Origin of the sequence: Streptomyces venezuelae (assembly GCF_008642275.1) — a bacterium.
Taxonomy (GTDB): domain Bacteria; phylum Actinomycetota; class Actinomycetes; order Streptomycetales; family Streptomycetaceae; genus Streptomyces; species Streptomyces venezuelae_E.
Window position 1 is genome coordinate 3064772 of the sequence record NZ_CP029189.1, and the last position, 14783, is coordinate 3079554.

The window sequence follows — 14783 nt, forward strand, 5'->3', positions numbered from 1 at the left end:
CCGATCTTATGACCGGCGGAAGAGCCCCTTCAGGCGCGAGAGCAGGCCCGGGCGCTCCGCGGCCGGGTCCGTGGCCACCGGCCCCGGGGAGGCGTGCGACCGGGCGGGCTTGCTCTGCTTCGGCGGCTTCGGTGTCCGCGGGACGTTCGCACCGGCCGGCACCGGTCCGGCGATCCCGGGGGCGATCTGGTGGTGGTAGATGTGGTCGATCATGCCCATCACCGAGGAGACCTGCCCGGCCCGCATGATCCGTACGACGTGTCCGCCGCAGTTCAGGCAGGTCGGGTTGGACAGGGGGGAGGGCACCCGCTCGCCGTCGACCTTGTACATGATGAACGGCTCGCCCTTGCCGTCGACGTGGTGCTCGATCGCGTACGCCTGCTCCCAGCCGTAGCCGCACCTCATGCACGCGAAGGAGTAGGCCTCGTGCACGGTGTGCACGTCGGTAGCGGTCACAGCGACGGGGACTGCGGTGGGGACGGGTACCGGGGTGTCTGCGATCTCACTCATGCCAGCTCCTCTTGTTCCACTGGTGCCATTGCCAGTGGACGCCTCAACGGGCGGGAGCGCATCAGGCCCTGTCTACTGTTGGACGGTCTTTGGGCGACTCATTCCGAAAGCGCCCGGTGCGCGGTCTGAGCTTTGCTTTTCAGGCTAGCTCTTTACCTGTCTGCGGCACCTTTCGTGCCGCGTTCTTTGCCGCGACCACAGCGTCGAACACCTCGCGCTTGGGTACGCCCGCTTCGGCCGCGATCGCCGCGATGGCCTCCTTGCGCCGCTCGCCGGCCTCCTCGCGGACCCACACCCGGCGCACCAGCTCCTCGTCGTCCACGTCCGCGGGCCCTGCGGCCGGGGCGCCCTCGACCACGACGGTGATCTCCCCGCGCACGCCTTCGGCGGCCCAGGCCGCGAGCTCGCCGAGCCCGCCGCGCTTGACCTCCTCGTAGGTCTTCGTCAGCTCGCGGCAGACGGCGGCCCGCCGGTCGGCGCCGAAGACCTCGGCCATCGCGGCCAGGGTGTCGTCGAGCCGGTGCGGGGCCTCGAAGTAGACGAGCGTGCGCCGCTCGCCCTCGACCTCGCGCAGCCGGCCCAGGCGCTCCCCCGCCTTGCGCGGCAGGAACCCCTCGAAGCAGAACCGGTCCACCGGCAGCCCGGACATGGCGAGCGCGGTGAGCACCGCGGACGGTCCGGGGACGGCGGTGACCTTGATGTCCTTCTCCACGGCGGCAGCGACGAGCCGGTAGCCGGGGTCGGAGACCGACGGCATGCCGGCGTCCGTCACCAGCAGGACGCGCGCGCCGCCGACCAGCGCCTCGACGAGCTCCGGGGTGCGCGCCGACTCGTTGCCCTCGAAGTACGACAGGACGCGCCCGGTGGTGTGCACGCCGAGCCCCTGGGTCAGCCGGCGCAGCCGCCGGGTGTCCTCGGCGGCGATCACATCGGCCCGTTCCAGCTCGGTCGCCAGCCGCGGCGGGGCGTCCGCGAGGTCGCCGATGGGGGTGCCGGCGAGCACGAGGGTGCCCGTCAGGCCGTCGGCCGTGGCTGCAGTGGTCGTGGGCTCGCTACCGCGGGGCTGGTCAGTCGTCACCCGCCCATCCTCTCAGCCCCGTGGCCCGCCGCCCCCCGCCACTGGTGGCGCACACAGATCTCTTCCCTACGATGTGCCGGTGACCAGTACCGCGACGCCGCCGCCCAGCCCCGCGGGGGCCCCGCCCGCCTCACCGGTGGGACGCGAGGACGAGCCGCCCACCTGGCTGCGCCGGCTGCGCGGCTTCGGCTACGTGCCACCCGCCGCCGCTTCCGCCCGCCCGGACGTGCGCACGCGCCTGGTGCCCCCGTACGCCAGGCCGTCCAAGCAGCTGTGGATGACCTTCGGGCTGCCGCCCGAGGTGTGGGGGACCTGGCGGCTGATCGTCTCGTGGGCGGGGCCGCTGCTGGTGGCGCTGGTCGCCGGGGTGCTGCGGTTCGTGCACCTGGGCAGCCCCAAGGCGGTGATATTCGACGAGACGTACTACGCCAAGGACGCCTGGGCCACGATCCGGCAGGGCTACGAGGCGAGCTGGCCCAAGGACATCGACGCGTCGATCCTCGCCAACCCGGACGCGGTCGCGCTGCCGGCCGACCCGGGCTACGTCGTGCACCCGCCCGTCGGCAAATGGGTGATCGGGCTCGGCGAGTGGATGTTCGGCTTCACGCCCTTCGGCTGGCGGTTCATGACCGCCGTGCTCGGCACCCTGTCGGTGCTGATGCTGTGCCGGATCGGGCGCCGCCTCTTCCGCTCGACGTTCCTCGGCTGCCTGGCGGGGGCGCTGCTGGCGGTGGACGGCCTGCACCTGGTGATGAGCCGCACGGCGCTGCTGGACCTGGTGCTGATGTTCTTCGTACTGGCCGCTTTCGGGGCCCTGCTCATCGACCGCGACCGGGCCAGAGCCCGGCTCGCGGACGCGCTGCCGGTGGACGAGGAGGGCCGGACCCGGCCGGACGCGAAGATCGCCGAGACGCTGCGGCTGGGCTGGCGGCCGTACCGGATCCTGGCCGGTGTCTGCCTGGGTCTGGCCGCGGGCACGAAGTGGAACGGCTTCGTCGTCCTCGCCTTCTTCGGTGTCCTCACCGTGCTGTGGGACGCGGCCGCGCGCCGCACCGCGGGCGCGGGTGCCCCGTACGCCTCGATGCTGCGGCGCGACGCGCTGCCCGCCTTCGTCTCCACGGTGCCGGTGGCGGTCGTGACGTACCTGGCCTCGTGGTCGGGCTGGATCCTCAGTCCGGACAACGGCAAAGGCGGTTATCTGCGCGACTGGGCGGCCAAGTACGACCAGGGCAGTCCGCTCGGGTTCCTGCCGGAGTGGCTGCGCAGCCTGTGGCACTACGAGACCGAGGTCTACAAGTTCCACGTCGGCCTCACCTCGGGGCACACCTACGAGTCCAACCCGTGGAGCTGGCTGGTCCTCGGCCGGCCCGTCTCCTACTTCTACGAGTCCCCCGAACCCGGCACCGACGGCTGCCCGGCGACCGCGGCGGGCAAGTGCGCCCGCGAGGTCCTGGCCCTGGGCACCCCGCTGCTGTGGTGGGCGGGCTGCTTCGCGCTGCTGTACGTGCTGTGGCGGTGGTTCTTCCGCCGCGACTGGCGGGCGGGCGCGATCGCGTGCGCGCTGGCGGCGGGTCTGCTGCCCTGGTTCAACTACCAGGAGCGGACGATCTTCTACTTCTACGCGGTGGTCTTCGTCCCGTACCTGTGCCTGGCGGTGGCGATGATGATCGGCGCCCTGCTGGGCCCGGCGGGATCGAGCGAGCGCCGTCGGGCGCTGGGTGCGATCGGCGCGGGCGTGCTGGTCCTGCTGATCGCGTGGAACTTCATCTACTTCTGGCCGATCTACACGGGCCAGACCCTCCCCATGGACTCCTGGCGCGGCCGCATGTGGCTGGACACCTGGGTCTAGCGGCGCACACGACGGGCCGGCACCTGAGGGTGCCGGCCCGTCGTGGTTTCGGCGGTCGCCGTCGGCGGCGTTGCGCGTGCGCCGCCCTACCGGGAGGCTTCGCAGGCCGACTGGGCGACGTCCTTGCTCGCGCCGGCCGCGACGAGGCTCGCGTCGCAGCTGGTCTGGTTGCCGATCGCGCCCTGGTAGCACGCCTCCACGGCGCCGTCCGTGGCCTTCGGGGCGTGCTTGGCGACGTACTGCTCGCAGGCCGGCACGTCCGCGTGGGCGGACGGGGCCACGACGACGGCGCCGCCTACGGCGAGGGCCAGGCCTGCCAGGATGCTGGGGATACGAGCCGACGGACGCATGCGGATGCACCTGCTCTCTGGGCGGGGCGCGCGGTCCGCCGACGCGCCGGACCGCGGGCGGGGGCGGCGGCGCGGAGCGGGTGCTCCGGGGGGCGGCCGGCTCGCGCATCGGTCACCCTCGCTCTTCCGACGCTAGAACACGGCACCGGAGCACGCACGTTCGGGTGACACGGCGGCTACGGCTTGAGCGGCCGGCCGAGCGTGACCGGCCCGAAGCCGGTCGGCAGGTGGCGCACGGCCAGCGCCGCGGCCTCGGCGGCCGACGGGAACACGCCGAGGTTCGGGGTGATGAAGCCGGTGCCCACCCCGTAGGTCCCGTCGCCGCGCGCGCTCAGGCACGGGCTGCCGAGCGTCAGGCTCGGCCGGGTGGTGGAGGAGAAGCGCAGCGTCCAGTGGCTCGTGAACGGGTAGAGGGCGCGCAGGGCCGGCTCGGCGTACGCCGCCTCGACCAGGGCCTGGTACTGCTCCTGCCAGGAGTACTCCAGCTCGCGCGCCTCCTGGAGCATGCCCTGCCACTCCGATTCCACCAGACGGACGGGATCGAGGTCGGGCACCTCGAAGCGGCCGGTCAGGTGCGTGAACGGGGCCGCCCGCCGGATGTCGTCGAGGGAGTCGCCGTCGCGCCAGGCCCGGGCGGCCCTGGCGACCTGCGCCAGGTCGTCCGTCTCGCCCTCGACGAGGCACGATTCCTGGTACGGCTCCTCTCCGCGGACCGACCAGCGCCGCCCGTGTGCCGATGCGCGGATCCGCAGGGGCTCGCGGTGCGGCAGCGTGCTCGGGACGCTCGCGTACAGCAGGGGATCGGAGTCGGGTGAGGCCGCGGGAGCGGTGTCGAGGCGGCCTGCCGCCGCGGCTCGGAGCGCCTCGGCGAGGCTGCCGAGGGCTGCGACGTCGGGGTAGAGGACGGCGGGGGCGGGAGGTGTGGTCACGGCTTCTGATTGTGCCCGGCCCCCGGGCCGGGGTTCCCGCCGGATGTCCCGGTCCGGTAACAACGGCGTACCGGACCGCTGCTCAGAGTAAAGTCCGCACCAAGGGTTCTTTGAACATGTTCAGAGAGCCGTATTCATGGGGGAAGGACTCAAGTGAACGGGGCAGCGAAGGGTGCCGTCATCGGCGGGGTGTTCCTCGCCCTGGTCGGCGGCGCCGGGTACGGGGTGTACACGCTGGTGGGAGACGCCGGCGGAGACGGGGACGGCAAGGACGGCGAGACCTCCGTCCAGGCCGAGAAGGGCAGCGGGCCGGTCAGCGAGAAGGACGCGGCGAAGACCGCCAAGGCCTTCCTGGCCGCATGGGCGGCCGGGGACGATCGGGTGGCCGCCGACCTGACGAACAACGCCGCGGCCGCGCAGGCCGCGGTCGGGGACTTCAAGACCAAGGCGTACGTGTCCAAGGCCGTGATTACACCCGGCACGCCCAACGGCACCGTCGTGCCGTTCAAGGTCGAGGCGGAGATCACGTACGAGGGCACGACCAAGCCCCTGGCCTACGACTCCCAGCTGACCGTGGTGCGCGGGGTGACCAGCGGAAAGCCGCTGGTCGACTGGCAGCCCTCGGTGATCCACCCCCAGCTGCAGAAGGACGAGAAGCTGCGCGCGGGCGCACCGCCGAACCCGCCGGTCAAGGCGGTGGACCGCAACGGCGAGGAGCTGACAGCCGAGAAGTACCCCTCGCTGCGCCAGGTCCTCGACGAGCTGCGCCAGAACTACGGCGCCAAGGCGGGCGGCAAGCCCGGGGCCGAGGTGTGGATCGAGCCGGTCGCCAAGGAGGCTCCCAAGCGGACCCTGCTGACCCTGGTCGAGGGCGAGCCGAGCACCCTCAAGACGTACCTGGACGCGAAGGTGCAGGCGGCGGCCGAGCAGGCGGTCGCCAAGTTCCCGGAGGCCTCGGTGGTCGCCGTCCAGCCGAGCAACGGGCACATCCTGGCCGTCGCGAACAACCGCAAGGACGGCTTCAACGCGGCGATGCGGGGCAACCGGGCGCCCGGATCCACGATGAAGATCGTGACGGCGGCGATGCTGATCGACCGCGGCCTGGTGGCCGCGGACAAGCCGGCACCGTGCGAGAAGACGGTGACCTGGGGCCGCGAGTTCCACAACCTGGACCACTTCGACCTGCCGCCCGGCACCAGCTTCGCGACCTCGTTCGCCCGCTCCTGCAACACCGCCTTCATCAAGCAGATCAAGCCCGTCGACGACGACTCCGCGCTGCCGAAGGAGGCCACGGAGGTCTTCGGCATCGGCCTGGACTGGAAGACGGGCATCCAGTCCACCGACGGCAAGGTCCCGCCGGCCACGGGCGCGGCGGCGGCCGCCGAGTACATCGGCCAGGGCCAGATCACCATGAACCCGCTGAACGTCGCGTCCATCACCGCGACGGCCCGCACCGGCGTCTTCCGCCAGCCGGTCCTGGTCTCGCCGGAGCTCGACGGCCGGACGATCGCGACGGCCCAGCGCCGGATGAAGTCCTCGGTGCAGCAGCAGCTGGTCTCCATGATGAAGCTGACGGCGACCAGCGGCACCGCCAAGAAGGCGATGGCTCCGGTCGGCGGCTCCGACAAGGGCGCGAAGACCGGCTCGGCGGAGGTCGGCGGCGCCGGGGAGAGCCCGGACAGCTGGTTCACCGGTTTCAGCGGTGACGTGGCCGCGGCGGCCATGGTCGAGGGCGGCGGCCACGGCGGCGAGGCGGCCGGCCCGATCGTCGCCCAGGTGCTGAACGCGGGCTGAGGACGGGCCGGCGGCGGGTCCCGGGGGCGGGCAGGAGTCGGACCCGACCGGACCCGACCGGGGCCGGCCGGCGACCGACGGCCGGCGACTCGACCGACCCGGGCCGAAATCGGTCGTCATGCCGCGCCGCGCGGCGTTAGCGTCGCGGCATGACGACCTCCACGCACCCCCTGTTCGCCGAAGCCCTGGCCGGGCTGGGCCTCGACCTCACCGTCCGGAGCTTTCCCGAAGGGACCCGTACGGCCGCCGACGCGGCCGCCGCGATCGGCTGCGAGCTGAGCCAGATCGTCAAGTCGCTGGTCTTCGCGGCGGACGGGGTCCCCGTGCTGGTCCTCATGGACGGGGCCTCACGGGTCGACGTGGAGGCCGTACGCCGCGAGCTCGGCGCCGGGAAGGTGACGCGGGCCGATGCCGCCCTGGTCCGGGAGACCACGGGCTACGCGATCGGCGGGGTCCCGCCCTTCGGGCACCGCACGCGTACGCGGGTGCTGGCCGACCGGTCGCTGCTGGCCCACGAGGAGGTCTGGGCGGCGGCCGGCACCCCGACCACGGTGTTCCCGATGGCACCCGGGGAACTCGTCTCGTACGCGGGGGCGGTGCTGGCCGACGTGCGCGAACGGCCCTCAGAGGGCTGACAGGGCCGACTTCAGCGCCCGGACCAGGGCCTGCGCCCGGGGGTCCGCGGTGACCGACTTGGCCAGGGCGTTGGTCACGTAGCCGAAGCCGATGCCCGACTCCGGGTCCGCGAAGGCCAGGGAGCCGCCGCGGCCGGGGTGCCCGAAGGACGCCGGCGAGAGCAGCGGGGAGGCCGGGCCGTGCAGCATGTAGCCGGCGCCGAAGCGGGTGTTCACGACCAGCACCCGGTCCGGTCCGGCGGAGTGCTCCCGGGCGGCCAGGGCGGTGGTGGCCGGAGTGAAGATCCGCGCCCCGTCCTCGACCACCCCGATGGCGGCCCCGTAGAAGCGGGCCAGGGCGCGCGCCGTCCCGATGCCGTTCGAGGCGGGGAGCTCGGCGGCCCGGTAGGCGGGGTCGTTCTCGTCGGGCAGCGGCTCGATCGCGGCGAAGGCGCGGCGGGTGAGGGATTCCGGGTCGGCGTAGGCCTCGGACACGTTGCGCCGCGGCCGGGTCCGGAGCGTGCCCGCGCTCTCGGGCGGCTCGACCGGCGCCACCCGGCCCACCCGGTGCTCCTCGGTCTCCGGCAGGCCGATCCAGAACTCCAGCCCCAGCGGTTCGGCGATCTCCTCCGCGAGGACCGATCCGACCGTGCGGCCGGTCGCCCGCAGCACCAGCTCGGACACCAGCCAGCTGTAGGTCTGCGCGTGGTAGCCGTGCGCGGTGCCCGGCTCCCAGAAGGGCTGCTGCGCGGCGACCGCGCGCGCCCCGGACACGCCGTCGGCGGCCTCGGCGGCGGTCAGTCCCCGGTCCAGCGCCGGTATGCCCGCGCGGTGCGCGAGCAGGTCGCGGACCAGGATCCGCTCCTTGCCGCCGGACTTGAACTCCGGCCAGTACGAGCCCACCGGCGCGTCCAGGTCCAGCAGCCCGCGCTGGTGCAGCAGCAGCGGTACGGCGGCGGCCACGCCCTTGGTGGCGGAGCGGACGATCTGCGCGGTGTCCGCGGTCCAGGGCTCGGTGCCGTCGGCGTCCTTCGTGCCGCCCCACAGGTCGACGACCTTGCGGCCGTCGCGGTACACGGCCACGGCCGCGCCCCGGTCCCCGAGCACCTCGAAGTTGCGTACGAACGCGTCCCTGACGGGCTCGAAGCCCTCCGCCACCGACCCGTGGACATCCACGTCTACTCCCCGCACCTGCCTCGGCGCCCCGACGGCGCCCACGCCACTGTGCAACGCCTGCGGGAGGGCCCTGCTTCCCGGGTCCCCCGGAACGGCTCACCGGGCCCGGCCCCCGGCCGGCGGACGGAGTCCGACGCAGCGGCTCGAAGCCCGGGGGGCGCCCCGGCGCCGATCAGCGCGAGGGGCCCGTCAGAAGGGGCGTGCGCGGGTCGAAGCCGAACGGGAGCTCCAGCCGGTGGGAGCGCATCAGCGCGTCGTCGCACAGGAGGTCCTGCGTACGGCCGTCCGCCGCGATGACCCCTTCGCTGAGGATCACCGAGCGCGGGCACAGTTCCAGCGCGTAGGGCAGGTCGTGCGTGACCATCAGCACGGTGACGTCCAGGGAGCGCAGGATGTCGGCGAGCTCACGGCGCGAGGCGGGGTCCAGATTGGAGGAGGGCTCGTCCAGGACCAGGATGTCGGGGCGCATGGCCAGGACGGTCGCCACCGCGACGCGGCGGCGCTGGCCGAAGGACAGGTGGTGCGGCGGCCGGTCGGCGAAGTCCGCCATGCCGACCTGGTCCAGGGCCGCGCGGACCCGCTCCTCCAGTTCCGCGCCCCGCATTCCGGCGGCGGCCGGGCCGAAGGCGACGTCCTCGCGGACGGTCGGCATGAACAGCTGGTCGTCGGGGTCCTGGAAGACGATCCCGACGCGGCGGCGGATCTCGGCGAGGTTGCGCTTCTCCACGGGCAGTCCGGCCACGGTGACCGAGCCGACGCCGCCGGCGAGGATGCCGTTGAGGTGCAGCACCAGTGTGGTCTTGCCCGCGCCGTTGGGTCCGAGCAGGGCGACCCGTTCGCCCTGCCCGACGGTGAGGTCCACCCCGAAGAGGGCCTGGTGGCCGTCCGGGTAGGCGTAGGCGAGGCCGGCGACTTCGAGGGAAGGAGTACGGGTTGGAGTCTGGGTCACAGGGTCCATCCCATCAGACAGACGGCGAGCGCCGTCACCGGGAGTGCGGCCGCGTAGGCCCACTGGGCGCGCGTGGCCGCGACCTCGTCGATCACCGGCATCGAGCCGGTGTAGCCGCGGCTGACCATCGCGAGGTAGACCCGCTCGCCGCGCTCGTAGGAACGGATGAACAGCGCGCCGGCGGTCTTGGCCAGCACCCCCCAGTGCCGGATCCCGCTGGCCTCGAAGCCGCGGGAGCGGCGGGCGATGGACATCCGGCGCAGCTCGTCGCCGATCACGTCGCCGTAGCGGATCATGAAGGAGGCGATCTGGACGAGCAGGGGCGGCAGCTTCAGCCGTTGCAGGCCCAGCAGCAGCGCCCGCAGCTCCGTCGTCGAGGCGAGCAGGACGGATGCGGCCACGCCGAGGGTTCCCTTGGCGAGGACGTTCCAGGCGCCCCAGAGGCCCGAGACGCTGAGCGACATGCCGAGCACCTCCACCCGCTCGCCCTCGGCGACGAAGGGCATGAGCACGGCGAAGGCGACGAAGGGCACCTCGATCAGCAGCCGCCGGAGCAGGAAGCCGGCCGGGATCCGGGCAGCGGCCGCCGCGGCCGCGACGAGGACGGCGTACAGGCCGAAGGCCCACACCGCCTCGCGCGGTGTGGACACGACGACCACGACGAAGGCCAGGGTCGCGGCGAGCTTGCAGTGCGGAGGCAGGTCGTGGACCGGCGAGGCGCCCTCGCGGTAGAGCTTGTGGGCGTGGCCGGCCCCCATGTCAGCCTGCCGAGACGGAGGTGGAGGCGGCGGTGAGGTCGTCCGTGCGACGGCGGCGCACGGACCAGAAGATCGCGGTGCCGGCGGCGACGGTCACGCCGACGCCGATGATCCCGGCGAGGCCGCCGGACAGGCGGGCGTCGTCGACGTCCTTGACGCTGTAGTCGGCGAGCGGGGAGTTCGCCGCGGCGTGCTCCTCGACCTTCTCGTCGATGCCCTTGTCCGCGGCGACCTTCTCCAGGCCGTCGGGGCTGGCGGAGGCGTAGAAGGAGACGAACCCGGCGAGCACGAGGGCGGTGACCAGGCCGGTCACCCAGACCTTCTTCGTCGAGCCGGCGCCGGCGGCAGCGCCGGCGGGGGCCGCGGCCGCGGCCGGGGCGTCGACGAGCACACCGCCGACCCGCAGCTTCAGGGGCGAGGTGAGCCCGCGGGCCCCGTGCACCAGGTCGGGACGTACGGCGATCACGGCGCCCACGGTGGCCGCGGTGATGGCGGCCTCGCCGATGCCGATGAGCACGTGCACGCCGACCATGGCGGTGAACACCTTGCCGATGGGCACGTCGGTGGTGCCGCCGACGGCGTAGACGGCGGTGAAGGCGGCGGCCGCGGCGGGCACCGAGAGCAGCGCGCCGGTGAAGGCGGCCGCGGTGACGGAGCGGCGGGTGGGCGGCAGGACCTTGAGCAGGCCGCGGAAGATCGCGTAGGCCACGATGACGGTGACGACGCCCATGACGGTGACGTTCACGCCGAGGGCGGTGAGGCCGCCGTCGGCGAAGAGGATGCCCTGCATCAGCAGGACGACGGACACGCAGAGCACGCCGGTGTAGGGGCCGACGAGTATCGCGGCGAGCGCCCCGCCCAGCAGGTGGCCGCTGGTGCCGGCCGCGACCGGGAAGTTCAGCATCTGGACGGCGAAGATGAAGGCGGCGACGAGACCGGCGAGCGGCGCGGTGCGCTCGTCGAGTTCGCGCCGGGCGCCGCGGAGGCTGACGGCCACCGCTGCGGCCGCCACCACTCCGGCGGCCACCGAGACGGGTGCGTTGATGAATCCGTCGGGCACATGCATGGAGTGGCTCCGCTTCTTACGCAGTCTTTAGCTGTTCAACCATAGTGCCCAATTGCAAATCGTTGGCAAGAGCGGGGGCATCACAAAGAGAACCGCGCGGTTTCGTGGGAATGTGCGAGGCTGGACGGGACAAACGGACACAAATGTTCCGATTTCGAGGAGTCTTGTCGATGTCAGCCACCGCCGAGAATCCACCAGCGACTGCCACCGCAAGCGCCGTCGAGGAGCGGGTGCGCGCCCGCGTCATCACGGACGATCCCCTCTACCGGACGATCCCCGTGGCCCTGCGCTTCGCCGCCGACGAGCCGCTGGCCGTACGGATCGTCTTCCCGGCGGGCCTGTCCCCCGAGGGCACCGACAACGAGTGGGTCTTCCCCCGGGCCCTCCTGGAGGCCGGCCTCCAGGCCCCGACCGGGACCGGGGACGTACGCGTCTGGCCCTGCGGCCGCGTCCAGGCGGTCGTCGAGTTCCACTCCCCCGAGGGCGTCGCCGTCGTCCAGTTCGACATCGCCGCGCTGCGCCGGTTCCTGCGGCGTACGTACGCCCCCGCGGCGGCCGCCGTCACCCGTCGGGCGTAACCGGGCCCGGCCCCGTACCGCCTGGGGGTCAGGCGGTACGGGGCCGGGTCGTCCTGTCGGCAGGTGCGGGGCCGACGGGGTCGGGCGGGGTCAGGCGTTGACCAGTTCGCGGTCCTTGTCCAGGCCCTCCGGGGAGTCCGCGGACTCCTCCAGGTGCTTGCGCAGGCTCTCACCCTCCACGTCCACGTTCGGCAGCAGCCGGTCCAGCCACTTCGGCAGCCACCAGGCCTTGTGCCCGAGCAGGGCGAGGACCGCGGGGACGATCGCCATGCGGACCACGAACGCGTCGAAGAAGACGGCGACGGCCAGACCGAAGCCGATCATCTTGACCATCTGGTCGCTGGCTCCCATGAAGCCCGCGAACACCGCGATCATGATGACGGCGGCGGCCACGACGACCCGCGCGCTGTACTGGAAGCCGGTGACCACGGCCTGGCCCGGGCGCTCGCCGTGGACGTACGCCTCACGCATCCGGGTGACGAGGAAGACCTCGTAGTCCATGGCGAGACCGAAGACGACGCCCACCATGAAGATCGGCATCAGCGACATGATCGGGCCGGTCTGCTCCACCCCGAAGACCGAGCCGAGCCATCCCCACTGGAAGACCGCGACGACGGCGCCGAGGGCGGCGACGACCGAGAGCAGGAAGCCGAGGGCCGCCTTGAGCGGGACCAGGACCGAGCGGAAGACGAGCATCAGCAGCAGGAAGGCGAGGCCGACGACGAGCGCCAGGTAGGGCAGCAGCGCGTCGTTCATCTTCTGCGAGAAGTCGATGTTCATCGCGGTGGCGCCGGTGACGAGGACGTCGTCCCCGCTGCCGTCGCGGATCTCGTGGACCAGTTCCTCGGTGTGCGTCGAGGAAGGACGGTCCTTCGGGATCACGGTGATCACCGCGGCGTCGCCGGCCTTGTTGAGGGTCGGCGGGGTGACCGCGACGACCCCGTCCAGGCCCTTGATCCGGTCGACGGTGGAGTCGGCCAGCGCCTTGTCGCCGTCCACGACCACCATCAGCGGGCCGTTGAAGCCCGGGCCGAAGCCGTCGGACAGCAGTTCGTACGCCTGGCGCTGGGTGGTGGAGACCGGCTGGGCACCGTCGTCGGGCAGGCCCATCTCCAGCTTGCTCACCGGGAACGCGATGACGCCGAGGCCGATCACACCGGCCAGCAGCACCATGACGGGGCGGCGCAGGACGAAGCGGGCCCAGCGGGTGCCGCCGTTGGCCTTCTGCTCGGCGCCCGCCGGCTTGCCCTTGCCGAACAGCCGGCTCTTCTTGCCCGCGGGCAGCACCATCTTGCCCGCGAAGCCGAGGACGGCCGGGACCAGGGTCAGTGCGACGAGCACGGCGATGACCACGGTGCCCGCGGCCGCGAAGCCCATCTTGGTCAGCATGGGGAGGTTGACGACGGCCAGGCCCACCAGGGCGATGACCACGGTCAGACCGGCGAAGACGACGGCGGAGCCGGCGGTTCCGACGGCGCGGCCGGCGGCCTCGTCCCGCTCGCGGCCCTCGGCGAGTTCCGCGCGGTAGCGGGAGACGATGAAGAGGGCGTAGTCGATGCCGACCGCGAGGCCGATCATCGTCGCGAGGGTGGCGGTGGTGTTGCCGAGGTCCAGTACGTTGGCGAGCGCGGTGATGGAGGAGACGCCGATGCCCACGCCGATGATCGCGGTCAGCAGCGGCAGACCGGCGGCGACGAGCGAGCCGAAGGTGATGACGAGGACGATCGCGGCGACCGCGACGCCGATGATCTCGCCGGAGCCCGTCTCGGGGACAGGCGTCAGCGCGTCGCCGCCGATCTGGACGTTCAGCCCGGTGGCCTTGGCGGCCTCGCCCGAACTCTTGAGCGCCTCGCGGGTGTCCTTCTTCAGCTCCATGCCGCTGACGGTGTACTTGGCGCTGATGTAGGCGGTGGAGCCGTCCTGGCTCACGGCCTGGACCTCGTACGGGTCGGCGACGGAGGCGATCTCGGCCGCGCCCGGTCCGGTCTTCAGAGCCGAGACGATCTTCTGGACCTCGGCCTTGGGGCCGGGGTCGGTGACCTTGGCTCCCTCGGGGGCCTTGATGACGATGCGGGCGTTGGCGCCGTCGGCGGCCATGCCCGGGAAGCGCTCGTCCAGCAGGTCGAAGGCCTTCTGGGCCTCCGAACCGGGTATCGAGAAGGAGCCGGAGGTGGGCGCGGCCGCCGAGGCGGCGCCGAGTCCGGCGGCGAGCAGCAGCGCCACCCAGAGGAGGGCGACGAGGCCGCGGCGCCGGAAGGCGCCTCTGCCGAGTCGGTAGAGGAAGGTAGCCACGTCGGTGGTTCTCCCGTTCGGGTCGTGGGATGGATCCGGATCGGATCGGGGCATGAGGAGCCGGCCCGACGACGAGAGCGGCGTGTCAGGAGCAGCGGAGAGGCCGTGCGGGGACGGGGAGGATCGAGGATCAGACGCCGAGGGCGGGGAAGACCACGGCGTCGATGAAGTCACCGAGGAAGGCCCGGTCCACCGGGCGGTCCTCGATCAGCGGGAGCGCGATGAACGCCCCGATGAGCATGTGCGGTACGAAGTCGAGCGCCGGACAGTCCGGGCGGATCTCACCCCGGTCCACCGCACGCCGCAGCATCGCCTGGAGACCGTTGATCTCCGGGTCGACCAGCAGGTCGCGCAGGGCCTTGTGCAGCTCCGGGCTCTCGTGGACGGCATGGGCCAGTCCCCGCATCAGCGCGGTGTCCTTGGCCATCTGCGCGTCGTCGGAGTGCTCCACCATGAGGGCGAAGTCCCCGCGCAGACTGCCCGTGTCGATTTCCCTCAGCGAGACGGGCTGGGTGCATCGCAGGGCCTTGGCGACCAGCTCCGGCTTGCTCCCCCACTGGCGGTAGAGGGTGGCCTTGCTGGACTTCGTACGGGCGGCGACCGCGTCCATGGTCAGCGCCTCGTAGCCGACGTCACGCAGGAGGTCGAGGACCGCCTCGTGCAGTTCGGCCTGCCGCTCAGGGGTGATCCGGCTACGCCGGGCCGCCATCGCCTCGGTCATGTCCGTGCCTCCCGTCGGAGCGAAACTGTTCCGTACGCTTAAGACGATACCCCGCACCCAAGCGAAACGAAACCGTTCCGTTTCGCTTGGGGGAGTGTCATGGATCACCTGTACGAGTT

General features: G+C 72.4%; 14 protein-coding genes. 4 read left to right on the plus strand and 10 right to left on the minus strand.

The genetic code is table 11. From position 1 onward, the window contains the following. Positions 1-6: 6 nt before the first annotated feature. Together DEJ51_RS13175 and rsmI are read right to left on the minus strand one after the other, a co-directional pair. Positions 7-510 (minus strand): hypothetical protein, encoded by a 504-nt coding sequence (locus DEJ51_RS13175; protein WP_411757308.1) that lies wholly within the window; start codon positions 508-510, stop codon positions 7-9. 139 nt (positions 511-649) lie between these two features. Continuing rightward, positions 650-1528, minus strand: a complete 879-nt coding sequence (rsmI, locus tag DEJ51_RS13180; protein ID WP_150261883.1) for a 16S rRNA (cytidine(1402)-2'-O)-methyltransferase — start codon at positions 1526-1528, stop codon at positions 650-652. Between the two features lie 139 nt (positions 1529-1667). On the opposite strand from rsmI, the gene DEJ51_RS13185 reads away from it, so the two are divergent. Beyond that, a complete protein-coding gene (locus DEJ51_RS13185) occupies positions 1668-3437 on the plus strand; it encodes a dolichyl-phosphate-mannose--protein mannosyltransferase (RefSeq protein WP_150257761.1) in 1770 nt (589 codons plus the stop codon). 86 nt (positions 3438-3523) lie between these two features. Here the strand turns inward: DEJ51_RS13185 and DEJ51_RS13190 are convergent, their stop codons facing one another. After that, positions 3524-3787, minus strand: a complete 264-nt coding sequence (locus DEJ51_RS13190; protein WP_150257762.1) for a hypothetical protein — start codon at positions 3785-3787, stop codon at positions 3524-3526. A 176-nt stretch (positions 3788-3963) separates the two neighbouring features. Beyond that, positions 3964-4716: a DUF6193 family natural product biosynthesis protein gene (locus DEJ51_RS13195; protein ID WP_150257763.1), complete on the minus strand. Its 753-nt coding sequence runs from the start codon at positions 4714-4716 to the stop codon at positions 3964-3966. Between the two features lie 153 nt (positions 4717-4869). On the opposite strand from DEJ51_RS13195, the gene DEJ51_RS13200 reads away from it, so the two are divergent. Both DEJ51_RS13200 and DEJ51_RS13205 read left to right on the plus strand, forming a co-directional pair. Then, entirely contained in the window at positions 4870-6510 is a 1641-nt protein-coding gene (locus DEJ51_RS13200; protein WP_150257764.1) for a penicillin-binding transpeptidase domain-containing protein, read from the plus strand. A gap of 149 nt (positions 6511-6659) precedes the next feature. Then, entirely contained in the window at positions 6660-7145 is a 486-nt protein-coding gene (locus DEJ51_RS13205) for a YbaK/EbsC family protein (RefSeq protein WP_150257765.1), read from the plus strand. Here the strand turns inward: DEJ51_RS13205 and DEJ51_RS13210 are convergent. From DEJ51_RS13210 to DEJ51_RS13225, 4 genes are all read right to left on the minus strand, one after another. Next, a complete protein-coding gene (locus DEJ51_RS13210) occupies positions 7134-8300 on the minus strand; it encodes a serine hydrolase domain-containing protein (RefSeq protein ID WP_150257766.1) in 1167 nt (388 codons plus the stop codon). The two genes, DEJ51_RS13205 and DEJ51_RS13210, sit on opposite strands and share 12 nt — an antisense overlap. Positions 8301-8472: 172 nt before the next feature. Next, positions 8473-9258 carry an energy-coupling factor ABC transporter ATP-binding protein gene (locus tag DEJ51_RS13215; RefSeq protein ID WP_150257767.1) on the minus strand — a complete coding sequence of 262 codons (786 nt, stop codon included), beginning with the start codon at positions 9256-9258 and terminating at the stop codon, positions 8473-8475. Next, positions 9246-10007 (minus strand): cobalt ECF transporter T component CbiQ, encoded by a 762-nt coding sequence (gene cbiQ / locus DEJ51_RS13220; protein WP_150257768.1) that lies wholly within the window; start codon positions 10005-10007, stop codon positions 9246-9248. The genes DEJ51_RS13215 and cbiQ overlap by 13 nt, the downstream gene beginning before the upstream one ends. A 1-nt stretch (position 10008) precedes the next feature. Beyond that, complete coding sequence (locus DEJ51_RS13225) at positions 10009-11073, minus strand: energy-coupling factor ABC transporter permease (protein WP_150257769.1); 1065 nt, start codon at positions 11071-11073, stop codon at positions 10009-10011. Between the two features lie 170 nt (positions 11074-11243). Here DEJ51_RS13225 and DEJ51_RS13230 point away from each other — a divergent pair, with 170 nt between their 5' ends. Continuing rightward, on the plus strand, positions 11244-11651 hold the full coding sequence (locus tag DEJ51_RS13230; protein ID WP_150257770.1) for an SsgA family sporulation/cell division regulator: 408 nt from the start codon (positions 11244-11246) through the stop codon (positions 11649-11651). A 90-nt stretch (positions 11652-11741) separates the two neighbouring features. Here the strand turns inward: DEJ51_RS13230 and DEJ51_RS13235 are convergent, their stop codons facing one another. Both DEJ51_RS13235 and DEJ51_RS13240 read right to left on the minus strand, forming a co-directional pair. Beyond that, entirely contained in the window at positions 11742-13943 is a 2202-nt protein-coding gene (locus DEJ51_RS13235) for an MMPL family transporter (protein WP_150257771.1), read from the minus strand. A 130-nt stretch (positions 13944-14073) separates the two neighbouring features. Beyond that, the gene (locus DEJ51_RS13240) at positions 14074-14664 is read right to left on the minus strand and encodes a TetR/AcrR family transcriptional regulator (RefSeq protein ID WP_190620349.1); all 591 of its coding nucleotides are present in this window, start codon (positions 14662-14664) and stop codon (positions 14074-14076) included. Positions 14665-14783: the final 119 nt, after the last annotated feature.

Coding starts and splice junctions, on each gene's coding strand:
- DEJ51_RS13215 (WP_150257767.1), bottom strand. CDS start 9,258: ATGGACCCTGTGACCCAGACTCCAACCCGTACTCCTTCCCTCGAAGTC.
- DEJ51_RS13175 (WP_411757308.1), bottom strand. CDS start 510: ATGAGTGAGATCGCAGACACCCCGGTACCCGTCCCCACCGCAGTCCCC.
- cbiQ (WP_150257768.1), bottom strand. CDS start 10,007: ATGGGGGCCGGCCACGCCCACAAGCTCTACCGCGAGGGCGCCTCGCCG.
- DEJ51_RS13240 (WP_190620349.1), bottom strand. CDS start 14,664: ATGACCGAGGCGATGGCGGCCCGGCGTAGCCGGATCACCCCTGAGCGG.
- DEJ51_RS13190 (WP_150257762.1), bottom strand. CDS start 3,787: ATGCGTCCGTCGGCTCGTATCCCCAGCATCCTGGCAGGCCTGGCCCTC.
- DEJ51_RS13225 (WP_150257769.1), bottom strand. CDS start 11,073: ATGCATGTGCCCGACGGATTCATCAACGCACCCGTCTCGGTGGCCGCC.
- DEJ51_RS13230 (WP_150257770.1), top strand. CDS start 11,244: ATGTCAGCCACCGCCGAGAATCCACCAGCGACTGCCACCGCAAGCGCC.
- DEJ51_RS13205 (WP_150257765.1), top strand. CDS start 6,660: ATGACGACCTCCACGCACCCCCTGTTCGCCGAAGCCCTGGCCGGGCTG.